19 protein-coding genes are annotated in these 20252 nt (G+C 68.9%); 13 read left to right on the top strand and 6 right to left on the bottom strand.

Annotation, left to right across the window (positions count from 1 at the left end):
• Window positions 1-83: 83 nt before the first annotated feature.
• From gstA to ACAM58_RS00775, 5 genes are all read left to right on the top strand, one after another.
• Window positions 84-692: a glutathione transferase GstA gene (gstA, locus tag ACAM58_RS00795; RefSeq protein ID WP_018903385.1), complete on the top strand. Its 609-nt coding sequence runs from the start codon at window positions 84-86 to the stop codon at window positions 690-692.
• A gap of 152 nt (window positions 693-844) precedes the next feature.
• Entirely contained in the window at window positions 845-1639 is a 795-nt protein-coding gene (locus tag ACAM58_RS00790; protein WP_369663898.1) for an enoyl-CoA hydratase/isomerase family protein, read from the top strand.
• Window positions 1636-3492 carry an acyclic terpene utilization AtuA family protein gene (locus tag ACAM58_RS00785; protein ID WP_369663897.1) on the top strand — a complete coding sequence of 619 codons (1857 nt, stop codon included), beginning with the start codon at window positions 1636-1638 and terminating at the stop codon, window positions 3490-3492. Before ACAM58_RS00790 ends, ACAM58_RS00785 begins: the two co-directional genes overlap by 4 nt.
• Window positions 3493-3576: 84 nt before the next feature.
• Window positions 3577-4680, top strand: a complete 1104-nt coding sequence (locus ACAM58_RS00780) for an alkene reductase (protein WP_369663896.1) — start codon at window positions 3577-3579, stop codon at window positions 4678-4680.
• 23 nt (window positions 4681-4703) lie between these two features.
• Complete coding sequence (locus ACAM58_RS00775) at window positions 4704-5189, top strand: RidA family protein (protein ID WP_018903389.1); 486 nt, start codon at window positions 4704-4706, stop codon at window positions 5187-5189.
• Here ACAM58_RS00775 and ACAM58_RS00770 read toward each other — a convergent pair.
• Together ACAM58_RS00770 and ACAM58_RS00765 are read right to left on the bottom strand one after the other, a co-directional pair.
• Complete coding sequence (locus tag ACAM58_RS00770) at window positions 5186-6598, bottom strand: sensor histidine kinase (protein ID WP_369663895.1); 1413 nt, start codon at window positions 6596-6598, stop codon at window positions 5186-5188. The two genes, ACAM58_RS00775 and ACAM58_RS00770, sit on opposite strands and share 4 nt — an antisense overlap.
• Window positions 6595-7284 (bottom strand): response regulator transcription factor, encoded by a 690-nt coding sequence (locus ACAM58_RS00765; RefSeq protein WP_012745201.1) that lies wholly within the window; start codon window positions 7282-7284, stop codon window positions 6595-6597. The genes ACAM58_RS00770 and ACAM58_RS00765 overlap by 4 nt, the downstream gene beginning before the upstream one ends.
• Window positions 7285-7426: 142 nt before the next feature.
• Between ACAM58_RS00765 and ACAM58_RS00760 the strand changes: the two genes are divergently transcribed.
• The 4 genes from ACAM58_RS00760 to ACAM58_RS00745 all read left to right on the top strand — a co-directional run bounded on the left by ACAM58_RS00760 (window position 7427) and on the right by ACAM58_RS00745 (window position 10403).
• Window positions 7427-8305 (top strand): alpha/beta hydrolase, encoded by an 879-nt coding sequence (locus tag ACAM58_RS00760; RefSeq protein WP_369663894.1) that lies wholly within the window; start codon window positions 7427-7429, stop codon window positions 8303-8305.
• Window positions 8306-8322: 17 nt separating this feature from the next.
• A complete protein-coding gene (locus tag ACAM58_RS00755) occupies window positions 8323-8631 on the top strand; it encodes an acyl carrier protein (RefSeq protein WP_018903391.1) in 309 nt (102 codons plus the stop codon).
• Window positions 8628-9854 (top strand): beta-ketoacyl synthase, encoded by a 1227-nt coding sequence (locus ACAM58_RS00750; protein ID WP_369663893.1) that lies wholly within the window; start codon window positions 8628-8630, stop codon window positions 9852-9854. The genes ACAM58_RS00755 and ACAM58_RS00750 overlap by 4 nt, the downstream gene beginning before the upstream one ends.
• A gap of 117 nt (window positions 9855-9971) precedes the next feature.
• On the top strand, window positions 9972-10403 hold the full coding sequence (locus ACAM58_RS00745; RefSeq protein WP_369663892.1) for an N-acetyltransferase family protein: 432 nt from the start codon (window positions 9972-9974) through the stop codon (window positions 10401-10403).
• A gap of 12 nt (window positions 10404-10415) precedes the next feature.
• On the opposite strand, the gene ACAM58_RS00740 is transcribed toward ACAM58_RS00745, so the two are convergent.
• A complete protein-coding gene (locus ACAM58_RS00740; protein WP_369663891.1) occupies window positions 10416-12659 on the bottom strand; it encodes a heavy metal translocating P-type ATPase in 2244 nt (747 codons plus the stop codon).
• Window positions 12660-12794: 135 nt separating this feature from the next.
• On the opposite strand from ACAM58_RS00740, the gene ACAM58_RS00735 reads away from it, so the two are divergent.
• Together ACAM58_RS00735 and cueR are read left to right on the top strand one after the other, a co-directional pair.
• Window positions 12795-12989 (top strand): heavy-metal-associated domain-containing protein, encoded by a 195-nt coding sequence (locus ACAM58_RS00735; protein WP_018903395.1) that lies wholly within the window; start codon window positions 12795-12797, stop codon window positions 12987-12989.
• Window positions 12986-13390 carry a Cu(I)-responsive transcriptional regulator gene (gene cueR, locus ACAM58_RS00730; protein WP_012745194.1) on the top strand — a complete coding sequence of 135 codons (405 nt, stop codon included), beginning with the start codon at window positions 12986-12988 and terminating at the stop codon, window positions 13388-13390. The genes ACAM58_RS00735 and cueR overlap by 4 nt, the downstream gene beginning before the upstream one ends.
• A gap of 12 nt (window positions 13391-13402) precedes the next feature.
• Here cueR and ACAM58_RS00725 read toward each other — a convergent pair whose 3' ends face one another.
• The gene (locus tag ACAM58_RS00725) at window positions 13403-14356 is read right to left on the bottom strand and encodes a YcjF family protein (protein ID WP_369663890.1); all 954 of its coding nucleotides are present in this window, start codon (window positions 14354-14356) and stop codon (window positions 13403-13405) included.
• Between the two features lie 567 nt (window positions 14357-14923).
• Here ACAM58_RS00725 and creB point away from each other — a divergent pair.
• Window positions 14924-15706 carry a two-component system response regulator CreB gene (creB, locus tag ACAM58_RS00720; protein WP_369663889.1) on the top strand — a complete coding sequence of 261 codons (783 nt, stop codon included), beginning with the start codon at window positions 14924-14926 and terminating at the stop codon, window positions 15704-15706.
• A complete protein-coding gene (creC, locus tag ACAM58_RS00715; RefSeq protein ID WP_369663888.1) occupies window positions 15703-17145 on the top strand; it encodes a two-component system sensor histidine kinase CreC in 1443 nt (480 codons plus the stop codon). The genes creB and creC overlap by 4 nt, the downstream gene beginning before the upstream one ends.
• Window positions 17146-17151: 6 nt before the next feature.
• Here creC and ACAM58_RS00710 read toward each other — a convergent pair whose 3' ends face one another.
• Window positions 17152-17757, bottom strand: coding sequence for a hypothetical protein (locus ACAM58_RS00710; RefSeq protein WP_369663887.1), 606 nt, complete (start codon window positions 17755-17757; stop codon window positions 17152-17154).
• Window positions 17758-17837: 80 nt separating this feature from the next.
• The gene (locus tag ACAM58_RS00705) at window positions 17838-20246 is read right to left on the bottom strand and encodes a penicillin-binding protein 1A (protein ID WP_369663886.1); all 2409 of its coding nucleotides are present in this window, start codon (window positions 20244-20246) and stop codon (window positions 17838-17840) included.
• Window positions 20247-20252: the final 6 nt, after the last annotated feature.

Raw genomic sequence — 20252 nt, 5'->3', positions numbered from 1 at the left:
CCAGCGCGCAAACCCGCTAGCATCCCGTGGGTCGATGGATCGATTCCCGCTATCCATATTCCCAACATTGGAGATTTCTTCGCATGAAGCTGTATTACTCGCCCGGTGCCTGCTCCCTTTCGCCCCACATCGCGCTGCACGAGGCAGGCCTTGCCTTCGAGCCCGTGCTGGCCAGCACCAAGACCCACAAGCTGCAGGACGGCACTGACTACTACGGCATCAATCCGCTGGGCTACGTGCCCATGCTCGAGCTCGACGACGGCACGCGCCTGCGCGAAGGCCCGGCCATCGTCCAGTACATCGCCGACCTGGCCCCTACCAAGAACCTCGCGCCGGCCGCCGGCACGCTGCAGCGCTACCGCCTGCAGGAATGGCTGACCTTCATCGGCACCGAGATGCACAAGGGCTACAGCCCGCTGTTCAACCCGAACATGCCCGAAGAAGCCAAGGCCATCTTTAAGGACAAGCTCAAGTCGCGCTATCAATGGCTCGACGGCCAGCTTGCCGACAAGCAGTATTTGATGGGCGAGCAGTTCAGCGTGGCCGATGGCTACCTGTTCACCGTCACCAACTGGGCCAAGCCCACGGGCGTCGACATTTCGGGCTTCGCCAACCTCCAAGCCTGGCATGCGCGCGTGGCCGCCCGTCCCGCCGTTCAATCGGCGATGAAGGCCGAAGGCCTGCTGAAGTAAGAAGAAGCAGGCAGAAGCTCGCAAGAGCCGCGAAGCGGCCTGCCCCAGCCCCGGGAAAACCCGGGCTGCTTCAGCCACAAGCCGCATGCCGCGGCTTTTTTTTCGGGTCACGCTACGGGCCTCTTCCAGACCCCGTAGCGAAGGACCCGACGATGGCCGAAGCCCCTGCCCTTCATTCTCATCACCAGGAACTGCGCGAGGAGATGCGCGGGCCCGTGATGTGGCTCACCGTCGACCGCGAGGAGCGCCGCAACGCCATCAGCCCCGGCGTGCTCGCGGCGCTCTCGTCGGCACTGTCCCGCGCCGGTGCCGACCGCACGGTGCGCGCCGTGGTCATCACCGGCGCCGGCACGCGCGCCTTCTGCGCCGGTGCCGACCTGCAAGCCGGCGCCTCTTTCAGGTTCGACCCTGCCGAGCCGTACCAGGGCTTCGCCAACCTCCTGCGCCAGGCCCGGCAGCTGACGGTGCCGCTGGTCGCGCGCGTCAACGGTGCCTGCATGGCGGGCGGCATGGGCCTCCTGGGCATGTGCGACATGGCGGCCGCCGGCAGCCACGCCGTGTTCGGCCTGCCCGAGGTCAAGGTCGGCCTCTTTCCCGCCCAGGTGCTCAGCGTGCTCGGCCCTCTGCTGCCGCGCCGCGTGCTGGCCCAGATGTGCCTCACGGGCGAGCCCATCACCGCCGCGCAGGCGCTCGAACACGGGCTCGTGAACCGCGTGAGCGAGGACGTCGACGAAAGCCTGGACTGGCTGCTCGGCCGCATGCTCGACAAGTCGCCCGCCGCTATCCGCCGGGGCCTCTACACGATGAAGAAGATCGAGGCCATGGCCTTCGAGGAATCGATCGCCTTCACCGAGAGCCAGATCGGCCTCTTCGCACTCACCGAAGATGCGGCCGAAGGCCAGCTCGCCTTCCGCGAAAAGCGCAAGCCGCAATGGAGCGGCCGATGAGCGCGCGCAGCAGCAACAACAACAGCAGCGAACGCATCGTGCGCATCGGCGGCGCCTCGGGCTTCTGGGGCGACAGCAGCGTGGGCGCGCCGCAGCTCGTGGCCAGCGGCCAGATCGACTACCTGGTGTTCGACTACCTGGCCGAGCTCACGATGTCGATCCTCGCGGGCGCGCGCCTCAAGAAGCCGGAGCTCGGCTACGCCACCGACTTCGTTTCCATCGCGATGAAGGCGGTGCTGAAGGATGTCGTGCAGCAGGGCATCCGCGTGGTGAGCAATGCGGGCGGCGTCAATCCGCAGGGCTGCGCCGATGCACTGGCCGCGCTCGCGGCCGAGCAGGGCATCGCGCTGAAGATCGCGGTGGTCAGCGGCGACGACGTGTCGCCGCTGCTGCCACAGTTGCGCCAGCAGCAGCCCCCCGTGCGCGAACTGCAGAGCGGCGCGCCGCTGCCCGGGCGCGTGCTCACGGCCAATGCCTACCTGGGCGCACGGCCGATCCAGGCCGCGCTCGATGCGGGCGCGCAGGTGGTCATCACCGGCCGCTGCGTCGATTCGGCCGTGACGCTCGGCGTGCTGATGCATGCGTTCGGCTGGCAACCCGGCGACCACGACCTGCTCGCCGCCGGCAGCCTCGCGGGCCACATCATCGAATGCGGCTGCCAGGCCACCGGCGGCCTGCACACCGACTGGGACACCGTGCCCGACTGGCCGAACATCGGCTATCCGATCGTCGAGTGCAGCGCCGATGGCAGCTTCGTCGTCACCAAGCCCGCGGGCACCGGCGGCAAGCTCACGCCGGCCGTGGTGGGCGAGCAGCTGCTCTACGAGATCGGCGATCCGTCGGCCTACCTGCTGCCCGACGTGGTGGCCGACTTCACGCGGGTGCGCATCGCGCAGGCCGGCGAGCACCGCGTGCGCGTGCATGGCGCGCGGGGCCGCGCGCCCACCGCGAGCTACAAGGTCTGCGCCACCTATGCGGAGGGCTTCAAGGCCGCGGCGCAGCTCACCATCGTCGGCTTCGACGCCGTGGCCAAGGCCAGGCGCACCGGCGAGGCGATCCTTGCGCGCACCGGTGCGCTGTTCGACCAGCAAGGCCTTGGTCCCTACAGCGGCACGCAGCTCGAAGTGCTCGGCGCCGAATCCTGCTATGGCCCGCACGCGCAGGCCCTGCAAACGCGCGAGGCCGTGCTGCGGCTCGCGGTCACGCATGCGCGCAAGGAGGCACTCGAACTCTTCGCGCGCGAAGTGGCACCGGCCGGCACCTCGTGGGCGCCGGGCACCACGGGCGCGGGCGGACGGCCCTCGGTAGCGGCGTCGATCCGGCAGTACGCCTTCCTGCTCGACAAGGCGATGGCCCCGGCGCGCGTGAGCATCGACGGACAGCACATCGAGATCCCGCGCGACGCCGTGGTTGCGGCGGCGGCCGATGCGCCTTCGCCACGGCAGGCGGCCGTCGATGCGAATGCCGTGATCTCCATCGATGCCGACGCCATCGAAGTGCCGCTCATCCGCCTGGCCTGGGCCCGCAGCGGCGACAAGGGCGACACCTCGAACATCGGCGTCATCGCGCGCCACCCTGCCCTGCTGCCGCTGTTGCGCAGCCAGCTCAGCGAAGCGCGCGTGGCCGAATGGCTCGCGCACCTCGTCAAGGGACCGGTGACGCGCTACGAAGTGCCGGGCATCGGCGCCTTCAACTTCGTCTGCGGGCAGGCGCTCGGCGGCGGCGGCATGGCCTCGCTGCGCAACGATCCGCTCGGCAAGGGCATGGGGCAGATCCTGCTTGCGATGCCCGTGCGCGTGAGCGCGGAGCTGCTCGCGCTCGCAGGGTCCGATCGCAGCGCCCTGAACGCCTAGCAGCAAACGGACAACCGTGCGACAGCAGGTTTGACTGTGCAGGTTTAGCCTCGCGGCCTCTGTCCCACTCTTTGACGTTTCGCCATGCCCTCCCTCTTCGATCCCGTACAGGCCGGTGACCTGCAGCTCGCCAACCGCATCGTGATGGCGCCGCTCACGCGCAACCGTTCGCCCAACGCGATTCCCCAGGACATTGCCGCCACCTACTACGCGCAGCGCGCCTCCGCAGGCCTGCTCATCACCGAAGCCACCGCCATCAGCCACCAGGGCCAGGGCTATGCCGACGTGCCGGGCCTCTACGGCACCGAGCAGCTCGACGCCTGGAAGCGCGTGACCGATGCGGTGCATGCCAAGGGCGGCAAGATCGTGGTGCAGCTCTGGCATGTGGGCCGCGTCTCGCACAGCGAACTGCAGCCCGGCGGCGGCAAGCCCGTCGCGCCCTCGGCCATCACCGCCAAAACCAAGACCGTGCTCATCAAGGAGGGCGTGCCGACCTTCGTCGAAACCTCCGAACCGCGCGCCCTTGGTGCCGAAGAGCTGCCCGGCATCGTCCACACCTACGCGGCCGCCGCGCGCAACGCGGTGGAAACCGCCGGCTTCGACGGCGTGGAACTCCACGGCGCCAACGGCTACCTGCTCGACCAGTTCCTGAAGGACGGCAGCAACAAGCGCACCGACGACTACGGCGGCAGCATCGAGAACCGCGCCCGCCTGCTGCTGGAAGCCACGCGCGCCGTGGTCGACGCGGTCGGCGGCGGCAAGACCGGCATCCGCCTGTCGCCCGTCACGCCGGCCAACGACGTGCACGACTCCGATCCGCAGCCGCTCTTCACCTACGTGGTGAAGCAACTCGCCCCGCTCGGCCTGGCCTACATCCACGTGATCGAAGGCGCCACCGGCGGCCCGCGCGAGATCGAGGACCGCCCCTTCAACTACGAGGCGCTCAAGGCCGCCTACCGCCAGGCCGGCGGCAAGGGCGCATGGATGGTCAACAACGGCTACGACAAGCCGCTGGCGGACGAAGCCGTCAAGGAAGGCGACGACCTCGTCGCCTTCGGCAAGCCCTTCATCGCCAACCCCGACCTGGTGCGCCGCCTGCGCGAGAACGCACCGCTCAACGCCGTGGACAAGGCCACCATGTACGGCGGCGGCACCCAGGGCTACACGGACTATCCAGCGCTGGACTGAGTTCGCAGTAGGAAAAAAACGCCATGGCCCGCATCGAACAGCGACTCGCCACGCTCGGTCTCGTGCTGCCGCCGCCGGTCACGCCGCCGCCGGGCGTGGTGCTGCCTTTCGCCTTCGTGCGCATCGCCGGGCGCCGCGCCATCATCTCGGGTCACGGCCCGCTGAATGCCGATGGCACCATTGCCGCGCCGCTCGGCAAGCTGGGCCGCGAGCTGACGGTCGAACAGGGCTACAGGGCGGCGCGGCTCACCGCGCTGGCGATGCTCGGCAGCCTGCAGCGCGCGCTCGGCGACCTCGACCGCATCACGGCCTGGACGCGCGTGTTCGGCATGGTGGCTTCGGCACCGGGCTTCGACAGGCAGCCCGCCGTCATCAACGGCTTCTCGGACCTCGTGCTCGAACTCTTCGGCCCGGAGATCGGCGCTCACGCACGCAGTGCCGTCGGCATGGCGGAGCTTCCGTTCAACCTCCCGGTCGAGATCGAAGGCGAAGTGGAGTTCGGGGATTAATCGCCGGCCGCCGCCAGGCGCAGTTCCGCGAAGCCGATGCTCACGCGCAGCCCCGTGGGCTCGGCCGCATCGAGCCGCAGCTCGGCGCCCAGCAGCTCCGCATAGCGCGCGACGATCGACAGGCCCAGGCCCGAGCCCTGCCCGAGTTTCTGGCCCGCCGGGCCCTGCGACCAGCGCTGCATCAGGTCGCGCTGCGCTTCCAGCGGAATGCCGGGGCCGTCGTCGATCACGCTCAGGGTGCGGCCCGCCAGCTCGACGGTGATGGTGCGTCCGCCGTAGCGCAGCGCGTTGTCGATCAGGTTGTCGAGAATGCCCTCGACCAGCGCTTCGTTGGCAAGCACCGTCACGCGCTCGTCGAGGCCGCGCGCGCCCAGGTCGACGCCGTGCGCGTCGGCGCGGGCCAGGTGCCGCAGCACCGTCTGCTCGGCCAGCATGTCGAGCCGCACCGGCTCGCGCGCGAGGCCGGTGCGCGCTTCATCCGCGAGCGCGAGCGCGAGCAGCTGGTCGATCAGGTGGCTCGCGCGCGCCTGCCGCTCGGCCACGCGCGCGAGCTGCTCGCGCCACACGGTGGAGTCGTGCTGCGCGAGCCCGTATTCGGCCAGTGCGCGGATGCCCGCGAGCGGCGTGCGCAGCTCGTGCGCGACGTTGCCCACGAATTCGCGCTGCGCACGCACGCTGTGGTTCAGCCGGTCGAACAGCGCGTTCACGGCATCGCCCAGGCGCTGCACCTCGCGCGAGGTGCGCACCACCGCAACCGGAGAAAGGTCGTACACATCGCGCCGGTCCAGCGCCTGCTGGAGTTCGCCGAGTGGACGCAGGTCGCTGCGAATGCCATGCCAGAGCCATACCGCGAGCAGAACCAGCAGCAGCACCTGCGGCGCCAGCGCATAGCCGAGCAGCCGCTGCACCAGCGCCGCGCGGCTCAGCGTGGTCTGGGCAATCACCACCCGGTAGGGCATCAGAGTGCCCGCCTCGGCAACCGGCTCGAGCACCACCGCGCGCAGGACCTTGCCGTCGAAGTTGACGTCCGAGAAGCGGTAGCGCGCATCGCCCGTGGGCAGCGGCGCAGTCAGGCCCGGCTGCCCCGAGATCAGCGTGCCGTCGAGCCGCTGCACCGCGAAGTAGATCTTGTCGACCTGGTCGAACAGCACCGTGGCCACTTCGCGCGGCGTGAGCAGCAGCTCGATGCCGCGCTCGCCCGCCTGCACGTTGGCCGAAAGCGCATAGGCGTCGTCGAGCATCGCGCGGTCGAAGGCCTGCTCGGAAAAATAGTTGGCGATGACCAGCGCGATCACCGCGCCCACCATCCACGTGAGCGCCAGCGGCACCAGCACGTTGCGCAGCACGCGCCGCGTGAGCGAAGGCGCTGCCTTCGATGGCTCGGGCGCGGCCGGCTGCGTGCGGCTCACACTTCGGCTTCGAGCAGGTAGCCGATGCCGCGCAGCGTGCGGATGCCCGCGCCCGAACCGGCCAGCTTCTTGCGCAGCCGCGAGATGAAGGCCTCCAGCGCGTTGTCGCCCAGCGATTCGTCGAAGCTGGAGAGCTTGTCGGACAGCGCGCGCTTGCTCACCGTGCGGCCCGGCGGGCTCATCAGCTCCCACAGCACCTCGAACTCGCGCGCCGGCAGGTCGAGCGGCCCGCTCGCGGTGGAAAAGCGGCGCGCCTTGCGGTCCAGCTTGAGCTGGCCCAGCAGCACGATGTCCTCGGTGCCCTTGGCCCGCCGCACCAGTGCGCGCAGCCGTGCCTCGACCTCGGCCAGGTCGAAGGGCTTGCCCAGGTAGTCGTCGGCGCCGGCATCGAGGCCCGCGATGCGCTCCTCGGTGCGGCCGCGTGCCGTCAGCACCAGCACTGGCGTGCGGTCGCCGCGGGCGCGCGCCTGGCGCAGGGCGTTGAGGCCGCTCGCCAGGCCGCTGGTGGGGCTGGCCGTGGCCGGCAGGTTCAGGTCGAGCAGCACCGCATCGAAAGGCTGCACGCGCCAGAGGTGGTCGGCGTCCTCGATGTTGGTCGACACGTCGACCCGGTGGCCGGCATCCGCAAGGCTGCGCAGCATCACGTCGCGCAGCACGGCATCGTCTTCGACAAGCAGGATTCGCATGGTGTGTGTGGTGGTTGGAAGTGCCTATTCTTGCGCGAAGGAGGGTCAGCGGCCGGTCAGCACACCCCGGCGATAAACGCGCCATGAGCATACGACAGCAACCTGCGGCACGGGTCTCTTTCCGGGCCGCTCGCACCACGCGATGAGCGCCCGCGATCCCTCCGATCTCCTGAGCGTCGTGCATCCCGCGGTGCGGCGCACGGCCATTGTGCTGCTGCATGGTTTATGCAGCACACCTGACGAGCTCCTGACCGTGCAGTCGTCCCTGCGCGCGAGCGGCTACCCGGTGCATCCGATGCGTGTCGACGGCTACTCCTTCGATGCCGCCGCACCGGTGCAGCAGGCGCTGCCGTACGAACGCTGGATCGACGCCATCGAAGCACGGGTGAAGGCGCTGCGCACAGCGCACGATCGCGTGATGCTGGTGGGCATCTCGGCCGGTTCGTCGCTGGCGCTGGGCGCGGCCATCCGCTGCGGCAGCGGCGTCGATGCGCTGGTGCTGATGTCGACCACGCTGCGCTTCGACGGCTGGGCCGTGCCGCGAACGCAGGTGCTGCTGCCGCTGGCCTTCTACACGCCGCTCGGGCGCTTCTGGCAATACCGCGAACGCGCGCCCTACGGCGTGAAGAACGAACGCGTGCGTGCCTGGATCGAGCGCGAGCTGCGCCACCGCAAGGTGTCGAGCGCCGGCAGCGCGGTGATCGGCGTGGGCCACCTGCGCGAGCACGATCGGCTGATCCGCCACGTGCGGCGCAACCTGCACCGCGTGCAATGCGCCAGCGTGCTCGCGCTGCATGCGCGCGAGGACGAGGTGGCCAGCCTCGCCAATGTCGACCTCCTTGCGCGCGGCCTTCGCTGCCCGTCCTTCCGCAGCGTGGTGCTGGGCAACAGCTACCACATGATCACGATCGACAACGACCGCCACCAGGTGGTGCGCGAAACCTGCGCCTTCGCCGATGCCGTGGCCCACGGCACGCCCGAGCCCTTCGGCGCGCTGTCCGCGCGCCCGCTGGCCGCCTGAAAGAAAGAAAGCACGCCATGTCTTCTTCCTCCTCCTTTTCCTCCTCCTCGTCTTCGACCGTCTTCAACAGCATCGCCGCCATCCTGGTGAACCAGTTCGACGTGGCGCGCGATGCGATCGCGCCCGGCGCGGCCTTGTCCGAGCTCGGCCTGGATTCGCTGTCGCTGATGGAATTCGTGTTCGCGGTGGAAGACGCCTTCCACCTGCGCCTGCCCGAAGACCGCCTCGATCCGCGCGAGGCCGGCATCACGCTCGGCCACCTGTGCGAGGCGATCGAAGCCCAGATCGACTGCAAGCTCGATTCGCCGATGGCCGCGCAGGCGTGAGCGGCGCCCGCGTTCACGTCACCGGCATCGGCTTGGTCACACCGCTGGGCGGCACCGTCGAATCCTTCGACGATGCGCTCTTCAGCGGCCGTTCCGCGGTGCGCGCGCGAGCGCTCGAGATCGCGGGCCTCGATCCGATCACGCTGGCCGTGGCCGCCTGCGATTTCGACGCGGCCGCCGTGCGCAGCAATTCGCGCCTGCCGCTCGATCGAGGCACCGCCATGGCGCTCGCGGCCGCGCGCGATGCCGCCGCGCAGGCGGGCCTGGCTGCCGGCAGCGTCGACCCCGAACGCCTGGGCATCTACTGGGGCAGCGGGCTGGCGGGCGCCGGCAGCTTCGACGACACCACGCGCGCGCTCTACGGTGAGCAGCGCCGCATGCGGCCGACCACCGTGCTCACCGTGATGCCCAACGCGGCGGTGGCGGAGCTCGCGCTGCAGTTCGGCGCACAGGGCGCGGCCATTGCATACGCCTGCGCCTGTGCCTCCTCGGCCGTGGCCATCGGCGAGGCGATGCGCGCCATCCGGGGCGGCTGGATCGACGCGGCCATCGTCGGGGGACACGAGGCCATGCTCACGCCGGGCGTGATGGCCAGCTGGCATGCGATGCGCGTCACGGCGCCGCCGCCGCCCGGTGCACCCGCCAGCGCCTGTCGGCCGTTCTCGAGCGACCGCGCGGGCTTCGCACTCGGCGAAGGCGCGGCGGCGCTGGTGCTCGAATCGGAAGCGCATGCCAGCGCGCGAGGCGCCGTGAATGCCTCTTCGCTCTTCCTTGCGGGCTACGCCACCAATTGCGATGCCACGCACATCACCAACCCCGACTCCGCCGGCCAGGTGCGTGCCATGCGCGCGGCGCTGCGCGATGCGGGCATCGAGGCCGCGCAGGTCGGCCACATCAATGCGCACGGCACCGCCACCACGGCGGGCGACGCCGCCGAGGCGGCGTCCATCCGCGAGGTGTTCGGCCGTGCCACGCCGGTGAGCGCCACCAAGGCCATCCACGGCCATGCGCTGGGCGGCGGCGGTGCCATCGAGCTGGTGGCGGCGCTGCGAACGCTGGCGCAAGGGGTGCTTCCGCCGACCGCCAACCTGCGCGTGCCCGATGCGGCCTTCGATCTGGACTTCGTGCGCGGCGAGCCGCGCGAAGCCCGCCACCTGCGCTACGTGCTTTCCAATTCGTTCGCGTTCGGTGGCACCAACGCCGTGCTGGTTGCGGGCCGTTGAAGAACAGCGTGCCGGCGGGGCTGGGTATGCTGGCGCCTTCGCCGCATCCGCAGAAAACCCGTCATCCATGCGCAGGCTCGCCACACCCCAGGACCTCGAAGCGGTCTTCTCCACTACATGCACGAGAGCGTGGTCCCGTTCCTGGGCTACGACCCGATGCCGCTCGATGAATTCCGCGCCATCTACAAGGAGCTGGTCGACAGCCGCAGCTTCCATGTCTATGAAGTCGACGGCCGCGTCGCGGGCTTCTACCGCGCGACGCGCTACCCGGGCCGCGCGCGGCACGTGGCCTGCTTCGGCACGCTGGCGGTCGATCCCCCGCTGCACGGCAAGGGCATTGCGCAGGCCATGGTGAACGATGCCATCGCCAGGCTCAAGGCCGAGGGCGTCAAGCGCATCGAGCTCTATGCCGAGAGCGACAACGCGCCGGGCCTGCGCTTCTACGAGAAGCTGGGCTTCGAGTACGAAGGCACCCTGCGCAAGTTCTACAAGCGCGCCGGCGAGGCCGACTACATCGACGACCACCTGCTGGCGCTGCTGATCGACTGAGAACGATGAGGCTCAGGGCTTCCAGCGCCGCAGCAGCAGCGCGTTGGCCATCACGCTGACGCTCGACAGCGCCATCGCCGCACCCGCCACCACCGGGCTCAGCAGCCCGAAGGCGGCCAGCGGAATCCCGGCCACGTTGTAGGCAAAGGCCCAGAACAGGTTCTGCCGGATCTTGGCCACCGTGCGTGCCGAAAGCTCGAGCGCCTCGGCCACGAGCGCCAGGTCGCCGCGCATCAGCGTGATGCCCGCCGCTTCCATTGCCACGTCGGTGCCGCCGCCCGCAGGCGCCATCGCAATGCCCACGTCGGCCGCGGCCAGTGCGGGTGCGTCGTTGGCACCGTCGCCGATCATCGCGACCACCTGGCCGTTCTTCTTCAGGGCGCTGACCTGCGCCGCCTTGTCGGCGGGCAACACCTCGGCGCGCACGTCCCCCGCCGCAATGCCGAGCCGCGCGGCCATCGCCTGCGCGGCGCGCAGGTTGTCGCCCGAGATCATCACCACGCGCAGGCCGCGTGCATGCAGCGTGCGGATGGCTTGCGCGGCCTCGGGCTTGGGCTCGTCGGCAAAGGCCAGCAGCGCCTGCACCCGGGCAGCGCCGGCCGCATCGAAACGCAGCAACGCGGACACCGTGGCGCCCTGCGCATGCAGGCGCTCGAGCTGTACGGCGTCGGGCACGGCGCCGAGCTCCGCGCACCAGCGCAGGCTGGCAATGGCCCAGGGCTCGCCATCCACCTGGCCGCGCACGCCGCGGCCCGGCATCGCCTGCATCGCGCTCAAGGGCAGCGGCTGCACGCCGCGCTGTTTGGCAGCCGCCATCACGGCGCGTGCCAGCGGATGCTCGCTGCCGCCTTGCAGGCTGGCGGCAGTTGCAAGCAATGCGGCTTCGTCGCCGCTGCCCGCCACCGGCACCAGCGCCGTGAGCACCGGGCGGCCCAGCGTCAGCGTGCCGGTCTTGTCGAAGGCCACGGTGCCGACACGGTGCGCCAGCTCCAGCGCCCGCGCGTCCTTGATGAGGATGCCGCGGCGCGCCGCCACGCCGGTGCCGGCCATCACGGCGACCGGCGTTGCCAGGCCCAGCGCACAGGGGCAGGCAATGACCAGCACGGCCACCGCATGGATCATCGCAAGCTCGATGCCGGCGCCTGCCAGCAGCCAGCCCGCCAGCGTGGCCAGCGCAATCGCCAGCACCACCGGCGCGAACACGGCCGCGACCTGGTCCACCAGCCGCTGGATCGGCGCCTTGGCGGCCTGCGCGTCCTCGACCAGGCGGATGATGCGCGCCAGCACGCTCTCGGCGCCCACCGCGCTCACCTCGACGACCATGCGGCCGTCGCCGTTCACGGCGCCGCCCGTCAGCGGGTCGCCAGGTCCCTTCGGCACCGGCAGCGGCTCGCCCGTGAGCATCGATTCGTCGACCTCGGACTGCCCCTCGATCACGCGCGCATCGGCGGGCACGCGTTCGCCCGGGCGCACCGCAAGCCGGTCGCCCACCATCACCTCGCCCAGCGGCACGTCGTTTTCGCCGCGCGGGCCCACCAGGTGCGCGGTCTCGGGCCGCAGCTGCTGCAGCGCGCGGATCGCCGAGGTGGCCTGCCGCTTGGCGCGCGCCTCCAGCCACTTGCCGAGCAGCACCAGCGTGATCACCACGGCCGAGGCTTCGAAATACAGATGCGGCATGCCGCCGTGCCCAGCATGCTCGCCCGTGGCCGCGCGCCACCAGAGCCACAGCGACAGGCCGAATGCCGCGCTGGTGCCGAGCGCCACCAGCAGGTCCATGTTGCCGGTGCCCGCCCTTGCGGCATGCCAGCCCGCGCGGTAGAAGCGCGCGCCGAGCCAGAACTGCACTGGCGCCGCCAGCAGCAGCTGCAGCCAGGGCGCCAGCATCCAGTCCTGCCCGAAGGGTTGGCCGAGCATCGGTGCCAAGAGCGGTATCGACAGCAGCAGCCCGACGCCCACGGGCCCGAAGCCGTGCCAGGGCGACAGCGCAGCGGCGTCGTCGGCCGCGCTGCTGGCCGCGCGCGGCTCGTAGCCGGCAGCACGCACGGCGCGGCGCAGGCGGGCGTTCATGTCTTCGCCGCCGGCGGCGGTCACCACGCGGGCCGATTCGGTGGCGAGGTTGACGCTCACGTCCTGCACGCCCGGCACGTTCTTGAGCGCGCGTTCCACGCGCATCACGCAAGAGGCGCAGGTCATGCCGCCGACGGAAAGATCGAGGGTGCTCATCGGGTCGTGTAGGTTGTGCAGCAGATTGTCCATGCCCCGAGGCTAAAGTCTCACATCATGGCAAGGTCAAGCCGGCACGCGCAGTGTCCCTGCGCTGGACATTGACATCATGAGAAGGTTCAAACTGGCGCTTCGTTCACTTCATTTCATCCAAAAGGAGCAAACACGATGAGCCAGAAATTCCAGGTGTCGGGCATGAGCTGCGGCCACTGCGTGAGCGCGGTGCAGAACGCGGTACAGACGGTGGACCCCGAAGCGCAGGTCACGGTGGATCTTGAAACCGGCCATGTCGACGTGCTGAGCGCGCAGCCCCGAAAGGACATCGTGGCGGCCATCGAGAACGCCGGCTACCGAGTCCAATGAGCGGCTTCGGCACCGTTTCCATTGGCGAGGCCGCGCGGCTCTCGGGTGTCTCGGCGCGCATGGTGCGCCACTACGAAGGCCTGGGCCTGCTGCCCCCGGTGGCGCGCACCGACAGCGGCTACCGCCAGTACGGCGATGCCGACATCCACACGCTGCGCTTCATCAAGCGCTCGCGCGATCTCGGCTTCTCGATGGAAGAGATCGCCGAGCTCGTGGGCCTGTGGCACAACCGCCGCCGTGCGAGCGCCAGCGTGAAGCGCATTGCGCAAAGGCACCTGGGCGAACTGGAGCAGCGCATTGCCGACATGCAGTCGATGCGCAGCACGCTTGCGCACCTGGTGCACTGCTGCCACGGCGACGCGCGCCCCGATTGCCCCATCCTCGACGACCTCGCGAAATAAGCGAGGAAAGACTCACGCTCCCCTGACGAGCGACAGCACTTTTCCGGCGTCGAGGGTGCGGGCCTTTTCCTGGATCGCCGGCAGGTACTGGGTCTGCAGGCTCTTGCCTTCCTGCACCACGCCCGAGAAAGTTTCCTTGAGCATCTGCGCCGAGAGCGTGCGGCCGCCGGCGTAGTAGCGCTTGGCCACGTGCCCGAGCGCGTAGGTCGAGGCGAAGCTCATGCCCGAGCTCACCGCCTGGTTGCCGAGGCCGCGCAGCAGCCCGCCACCCATCTTGCCGAGCAGGCCGCCGAGCAGCTTGCGCCCGGCCTGTTCCAGGTACTGCGAAGTCAGGCCCACGCCGACCGTCGCCAGAAAATCCTTCACATGGCCGCTGTCGAGCTCGTAGCCGTAGGCCTTGCCGATGCGGTAGACCAGCTTCATCTGCAGCGGAATGATCGCCATGGTCGAGAGCGTCTCGGGCAGCAGTTCGAGCGCGCCGTTGAGGATGGAGGCGTTGAGGATCGACTTGTCGAGCTCCGCGCTGTCGGGCGATGGCGCAGCAGCAGCAACAGGCGCGACAGTTGTAGCGGTGCCGGCGGCCGCCGCCGGCACCGCCGCGGCAATCTCTTCCGCCTGCTGCGAGAACTGCGCCGCCGAGGCATCGAGCCCGAGCGAGCTGCGCACGTCCGCCAGGAACATGCGCTCGGCATCGGACTGCGTGCCGTCCGCATCGCACACGCATACCGCCATCTCGTAGGCCAGCTGCTTCGATTCCGTGCTCTTGAGCTCGCCCGCGACCGAAGCCAGCGAGACGCGCTTCATCAGCACGTCCTGGTAGAGCGTGGGCAGGTTCATGCCGTCGGCTTGCGAAAGACCTTCGGCAATGCGCTTGATCTCGGCGCGTTCGCGCTCGTGCTTCTCGCCGTCGACAAAGGCGGCCAAGAGGCTGAGGGACACGATGGCCCGGGTTTCGGAAGGTGTCACGTTCGAATTTCCACTGGTTGAGGGACAAAGTTCGTTCGGCATGGCGCCCGAAGGTTCCGCCGCCGGTTCTCCCCACAAAGCTTGGGCAACTCTGTGGATAACACTCGCACTTCCTTGTAAGAGAAAGCTAAGTGCTTGATCTTTAAGGAAAATCTACAGTCTGCCCAAATATGAGGCAATGAATTTCTCGCGCCGGAAAACGCCTTTGGCAGATTTTCCGGAGCGTGTCAAAGGACAACTCTGGGGAGATTTCCGGCACAAGCAGGGCGTTATCCACAGGGCCGGCGCTTCCGGCAATGTTGTTCCTTTTGGCGCGACAGCACGGAAGCGCAGCTGCGCACAGTGACGCGGGCATGACAAGTCCATGTCACGCAAGGAAAAAAGTGCCATGTCCACAGACCGGTGCTGCCCTTATCTACTACTACTAATTTGAATAAGAGAAATAAGAAATAGAAACGGGGACAGCGCCGCGCCCGAAAAAAAGTCCGTGGACGGCCGCGCCGTGTTCGCGGCGCCACGCAGCCAAACCAGCCTCGCCGGACGGCGCCCGCTCGCTAACATCCGGGGATGAGCTTCAAACCGCGGATCCTGATCGCCGAAGACGAATCGGGCATTGCCGACACCCTCCAGTACGTGCTCAAGAGCGATGGCTTCACGCCGGTCTGGTGCGCCACGGCCGAAGACGCCATCGCGCAATTCGCGCAGGAGCCGCCGGCGCTCGCGATCCTGGATGTCGGCCTGCCCGACCTCAACGGCTTCGAGCTGTTCAAGCGGCTGCGCGCGCTGAACCAGTCGCAGGGCGGCGCCGAGGTGCCGATGCTGTTTCTCACGGCGAGGAGCGACGAGATCGACCGCGTGGTGGGGCTGGAACTCGGTGCCGACGACTACATCGCCAAGCCCTTTTCGCCGCGCGAGCTGGTGGCGCGGGTGCGCACCATCCTGCGGCGCAGCGCACGAGCGGGCGCTGGAGGGGCCGCGGGCCCCGGCGATGGGGTACCCCCTCGAATTCCGGGCGCGGCGCCTCCAGCGACCGCCCAGCCCCTCGCAATGCCATTCGCGCTGGACAACGAGCGCATGCAGATCCGCTACTACGGACGCCTGCTCGAGCTCTCGCGCTACGAATACGGGCTGCTGCGCCTGCTGGTCCAGCGGCCCGGACGCGTGTTCACGCGCGACGAGCTGCTGCAGATGGTCTGGGATGACGCGAGCGACAGCTTCGACCGCACGGTCGATGCGCATGTGAAGACCCTGCGCGCCAAGCTCAAGGCCGTGGCGCCCGAGGTGGAGCCGATCCGCACGCTGCGCGGCACCGGCTATGCGCTGAACGAAGATTTGCCGCATACGCCGTGAGCCGGCGTACAAGGATATTCATCGGCATCCTGCTGATCTACACGGCGGGCATCGCCTTCCTGCTCTACCGCGTGGTGTCGGACATCGATCCGCGCTACCGCGAATCGGCCGAGGAATCGCTGGTCGAGACTTCGCAACTCGTGGCCAGCCTGGTCGAGCAGGACGTGATCGCGGGCGCCCTCAACACCGCGCGGCTCGAGCCGCTGTTCCGCACGGTCTATGCGCGCGAGTTCTCCGCGCAGATCTACAACCTGCACAAGAACCGCGTCGAGCTGCGCGTGTACGTCACCGACCGCAGCGGCCGCGTGGTGTTCGATTCGCTCGGCCGGCACCTGGGCGCCGACTATTCGCAGTGGAGCGACGTGAGCCGCACGCTCGCCGGCCTGTACGGCGCGCGCACCTCGCGCGACGTCGACGGCGATCCGCGCACCTCGGTGATGTACGTGGGCGCGCCGATCCGGTGGAACAACGAGATCGTCGGCATGGTCAGCGTCGGCAAGCCGGTGCAGAGCTTCGGCCAGTTCGTGGAGGACGCGCGCGCCCGCACGCTGTGGGTGGGCGTGGGTTCGGGGCTCGCGCTGCTGCTGCTGGCGGTGATCGTCTCGGTCTGGCTGGTGCGGCCCTTCGGGCTGATCTCGGACTACTGGGCCTGGGTGCGAGCGCAGCGCACGCTGAGCCTTTCGCGCATGGCGCGGCGCGCGGTCGATGCGGTGCGCACCGGATTCAGCGAAATGCGCGATGCGCTGACCGGCCGCAACTACGTGGCCGACTATGTGCAGACCTTCACGCACGAAGTGAAGAGCCCGCTCTCGGCGATCCGCGGCGCGGCCGAGCTGCTGCAGGAGCCGTCGATGCCGCATGCCGAGCGCGAGCGCTTCCTGAAGAACATCGAACGCGAGACGCAGCGCATCCAGGAAATCGTCGACCGCATGATGGAGCTCACCGCGCTGGAAACCCGCCACGGGCTGGACCGCACGGAGCCGGTGGCGCTGGCTTCGCTGATCGAGGACATCGCGATCAGCGCGCAGCCCGCGGCGGCCAAGCGCAACATCGACGTGCGCGTGAACATCCGCGCCCAGGCGCGTGCAGAAGGTGATCCGTTCCTGCTGCGGCGCGCCATCAGCAACCTGCTGGACAACGCGATCGATTTTTCACCGCAGGGCAGCGAGGTGCTGTTGACGCTGGAGACCACCTCGAAGCTCGCGCGCGTGAGCGTGCGCGACCATGGCCCGGGCATTCCGGACTACGCACAGGAAAAGGTCTTCCAGAAGTTCTATTCGCTCGCGCGGCCGCACAGCCAGAAGAAGAGCACCGGGCTCGGGCTGGCCTTCGTGAAGGAGATTGCCGCGCTGCACCGCGGGCGCATCGAGCTCGGCAATGCGGCGCGCGGCGGCGCGGTGGCCACGCTCACGTTGCCGCTGCTGCCGTTACACCACTGAAGGGGGTCACTGGCCCGTGAGCGCCGCGTAGGCCCGGCGCGTTGCGGGGCTCACGGCCTCGAGCAGTTGCTCGTACGAGGTCTTGTGCCGCGCCAGCATGCGCGCCGAGGCCACCGTCTTCGACTTGCAGAACCAGTGGCAGGTGTGCTGCATCAGGAACAGCTCGGCCGACATGGTGAAGGCCTTGGCCTTGGGCGTGCGGCCCGCGTCGTTGCGCATGACATCGGCAATGCCGCGCGCGTGGATCGCCAGCGCCTGGCGCAGGTCGAAGGTGGCGGCCGGAAACAGCCTGTGCGCGAACGGAATGGCCACCGGCAGCTTGCTCACGCGCGCATCGGCCGCGTCGACCCGCGCGAACTCGGCGGCAAAGCTGTCGAACTGGGCCGAGAGCTTTTCCTCGGTGGAATCGAGCAGGCTCCAGATCTGCTGGCGCCGCTCGGCGTTGTCCTCGCCCAGGCAGCGCAGGTAGCCTTCGGTGAGGCTCTCCATCAGCCTTTCGATCTGGTATCGGCCCAGGTGGCTGCCCAGCAGCGCGATGCGCTGGCGCTGGTCCCTGGACTTGAGGATGTAGGCGCCGACGACGATCAATGTCGCCAGGGTGAGGATTTCCATGGGGAAGAAGCGTGGGAAGGTCAAGCGAAAGAAGCCGCACCGAGTGTAGAGACTCGCTGCGGCTTCTTCCCGCCAATGCCTCAGCGGAAGAAATCGAGGATGCGGTTGCGCTCTTCGGGCTGCGGCGGCGGGCCCAGCGGCACCGGGACGGCGGCCGGCGGCACACCCGTGAGTTCTTCGGCCGGCACCGGCGGCGGCTCGCTCTCCACGCCCAGGCTGGCCACGCTGTGGCCTGGGGTGAAGTCGTCGAAGTACCACTCGCCGTCGATGTTGACGACGCCCGGCGGCTCGGCCATCTTGCTGACCGGCACGCCCTTGAGCGCGGCCTGCATGTAGCCGATCCAGATCGGCAGGCTCAGGCTGCCGCCGGTTTCGCCGTGCACGCCCAGCTGGCGCGGCGTGTCGTAGCCGATCCATGCAATGCCCACGGTGGTGGGCTGGAAGCCCGCGAACCAGGTGTCGAAGGAATCGTTGGTGGTGCCGGTCTTGCCGAACAGGTCGTCGCGCTTGAGCGCCTGGTAGGCGCGCGCGGCGGTGCCGCCCTTCACCACGCTCTGCAACAGCGAATCCATGATGAAGGCGTTGCGCTCGGGAATGGCGCGGCGGCTTTCGTCGAGCACCGGCGGCTCGGTTTCGACCAGCACCTTGTCGCGCAGGTCGGTGATGCGCGTGACCAGGTACGGATTGACCTTGTAGCCGCCGTTGGCGAACACCGAGTACGCCGTGGCCATCTGCATCGGCGTGACCGAGCCGGCGCCCAGCGCCATCGGCAGGTAGGCCGGGTGCTTGTCCTTGTCGAAGCCGAAGCGGGTGATCCACTCCTGCGCATACGGCGCGCCGATGGCCTGCAGCAGGCGCACCGTCACCAGGTTCTTCGACTTCATGAGCGCGGTGCGCAGCGGCATCGGACCCTCGAAGCCGCCATCGAAGTTCTTCGGTTCCCAGGGCTGGCCGCCCGCGGTGCCCGGCTCGAAGTGCAGCGGCGCATCGTTGACGATGGTCGCGGGCGTGAAGCCTTTTTCGAGCGCGGCCGAATAGATGAAGGGCTTGAAGCTCGAGCCCGGCTGGCGCCAGGCCTGCGTCACGTGGTTGAACTTGTTCTTGCCGAAGTCGAAGCCGCCCACCAGCGACTTGATGGCGCCGCTGCGCGGATCCATGCCGATGAAGGCGCCCTCCACTTCGGGCAGCTGCGTGATCTCCCAGGTGTTCTTCGGCGTGCGGGCCACGCGGATCACCGCGCCGCGGCGGATCTTGATGTGCGGCGGCGCCTTCGCCGCAAGACCCGACTGCGCAGGCCGGAGGCCTTCGCCGGTGATCTGCACGGTTTCGCCGTTCGCGCGCACCGCGTTGATTTCCTTGCTGCCGGCCTCCAGCACCACCGCGGCCATCACGTCGCCGTTGTCGGGATGCTCGGCCAGCGCGTCGTCCACCGCCTCGTCGACTTCCTTGGGATCGTCCGGCAGGTCGACGAAGCGCTCGGGCCCGCGATAGGGCTGGCGCCGCTCGTAGTCCATGATGCCCTTGCGCAGCGACCTGTAGGCCGCCGCCTGGTCGGCCGCGACCAGCGAGGTGTAGACCTTCATGCCGCTGGTATAGATGCTGTCGCCGTACTGCGCGTACATCATCTGGCGCACCGTCTCGGCCACGTATTCCGCATGCAGCCGCTCCGGGTCGGCGGCATCGCGCAAGTGGAGCTCTTCCTTCTTGGCCTCGGCCGCCTGCTCGGCGGTGATGAAGCCGGTTTCGTGCATGCGGTCGATCACGTAGAGCTGGCGGGCGCGGGCGCGCCGCGGATTGGCCACCGGGTTGTTGGCGCCGGGCGCCTTGGGCAGGCCGGCCAGCATGGCGGCCTCGGCCAGCGTGACGTTCTGTAGCGGCTTGCCGAAATACGCTTCCGATGCGGCGGCAAAACCGTAGGCGCGGTTGCCCAGGTAGATCTGGTTCAGGTAGATCTCCAGGATCTGGTCCTTGCTGAGCTGCTGCTCCAGGCGCAGCGCCAGCAATATCTCGTAGGCCTTGCGGCTCAGCGTGCGTTCGGAGCTCAGGTAGACGTTGCGCGCCACCTGCATCGTGATGGTCGAGGCGCCCTGCTTGCGGCCGCCCTTGAGGCTGGCCACGGCCGCGCGCGCGAAGCCCTTGTAGTCGACGCCGCCGTGGTCGTAGAAGCGCGCGTCTTCCACCGCGAGCACGGCGTCCTTCATGACCTTGGGAATGCTCGCAAAGGGCGTGAGCATGCGGCGCTCTTCGCCGAACTCGCCGATCAGCGTGCCTTCGACCGTGTACACGCGCAGGGGCAGCTTGGGCCGGTAGTCGGCCAGTTCGGAAATGTCGGGCAGCCGGGGATAGATGGAGGCCACCGCAACGACGGCGGCCACCAGCAGCACCAGCGCGCCGCAGCCGAGCGCGATGGCGCTCCACCGCGCCGCGCGCCGCAGCTTCGCTGAACGCTGCGGGCGCGCGGGTTCGGCGGAGGGAGAAGAATCGTCCATGGGAAT

Origin of the sequence: Variovorax sp. V116 (genome assembly GCF_041154435.1) — a bacterium.
GTDB classification, from domain to species: domain Bacteria; phylum Pseudomonadota; class Gammaproteobacteria; order Burkholderiales; family Burkholderiaceae_C; genus Variovorax; species Variovorax paradoxus.
The sequence above is the reverse complement of the archived record's forward strand: the minus strand, read 5'-3'. Positions and strand labels throughout refer to the sequence as shown.

Bases quoted from the DNA above. Each gene is read 5' to 3' on its own strand.
- ACAM58_RS00760 (WP_369663894.1), top strand. From the start codon at position 7,427: ATGAGCGCCCGCGATCCCTCCGATCTCCTGAGCGTCGTGCATCCCGCG.
- ACAM58_RS00790 (WP_369663898.1), top strand. From the start codon at position 845: ATGGCCGAAGCCCCTGCCCTTCATTCTCATCACCAGGAACTGCGCGAG.
- ACAM58_RS00785 (WP_369663897.1), top strand. From the start codon at position 1,636: ATGAGCGCGCGCAGCAGCAACAACAACAGCAGCGAACGCATCGTGCGC.
- ACAM58_RS00710 (WP_369663887.1), bottom strand. From the start codon at position 17,757: ATGGAAATCCTCACCCTGGCGACATTGATCGTCGTCGGCGCCTACATC.
- ACAM58_RS00765 (WP_012745201.1), bottom strand. From the start codon at position 7,284: ATGCGAATCCTGCTTGTCGAAGACGATGCCGTGCTGCGCGACGTGATG.
- ACAM58_RS00780 (WP_369663896.1), top strand. From the start codon at position 3,577: ATGCCCTCCCTCTTCGATCCCGTACAGGCCGGTGACCTGCAGCTCGCC.
- gstA (WP_018903385.1), top strand. From the start codon at position 84: ATGAAGCTGTATTACTCGCCCGGTGCCTGCTCCCTTTCGCCCCACATC.
- cueR (WP_012745194.1), top strand. From the start codon at position 12,986: ATGAGCGGCTTCGGCACCGTTTCCATTGGCGAGGCCGCGCGGCTCTCG.
- ACAM58_RS00775 (WP_018903389.1), top strand. From the start codon at position 4,704: ATGGCCCGCATCGAACAGCGACTCGCCACGCTCGGTCTCGTGCTGCCG.
- ACAM58_RS00740 (WP_369663891.1), bottom strand. From the start codon at position 12,659: ATGGACAATCTGCTGCACAACCTACACGACCCGATGAGCACCCTCGAT.
- ACAM58_RS00755 (WP_018903391.1), top strand. From the start codon at position 8,323: ATGTCTTCTTCCTCCTCCTTTTCCTCCTCCTCGTCTTCGACCGTCTTC.
- ACAM58_RS00705 (WP_369663886.1), bottom strand. From the start codon at position 20,246: ATGGACGATTCTTCTCCCTCCGCCGAACCCGCGCGCCCGCAGCGTTCA.
- ACAM58_RS00745 (WP_369663892.1), top strand. From the start codon at position 9,972: ATGCACGAGAGCGTGGTCCCGTTCCTGGGCTACGACCCGATGCCGCTC.
- creB (WP_369663889.1), top strand. From the start codon at position 14,924: ATGAGCTTCAAACCGCGGATCCTGATCGCCGAAGACGAATCGGGCATT.
- ACAM58_RS00735 (WP_018903395.1), top strand. From the start codon at position 12,795: ATGAGCCAGAAATTCCAGGTGTCGGGCATGAGCTGCGGCCACTGCGTG.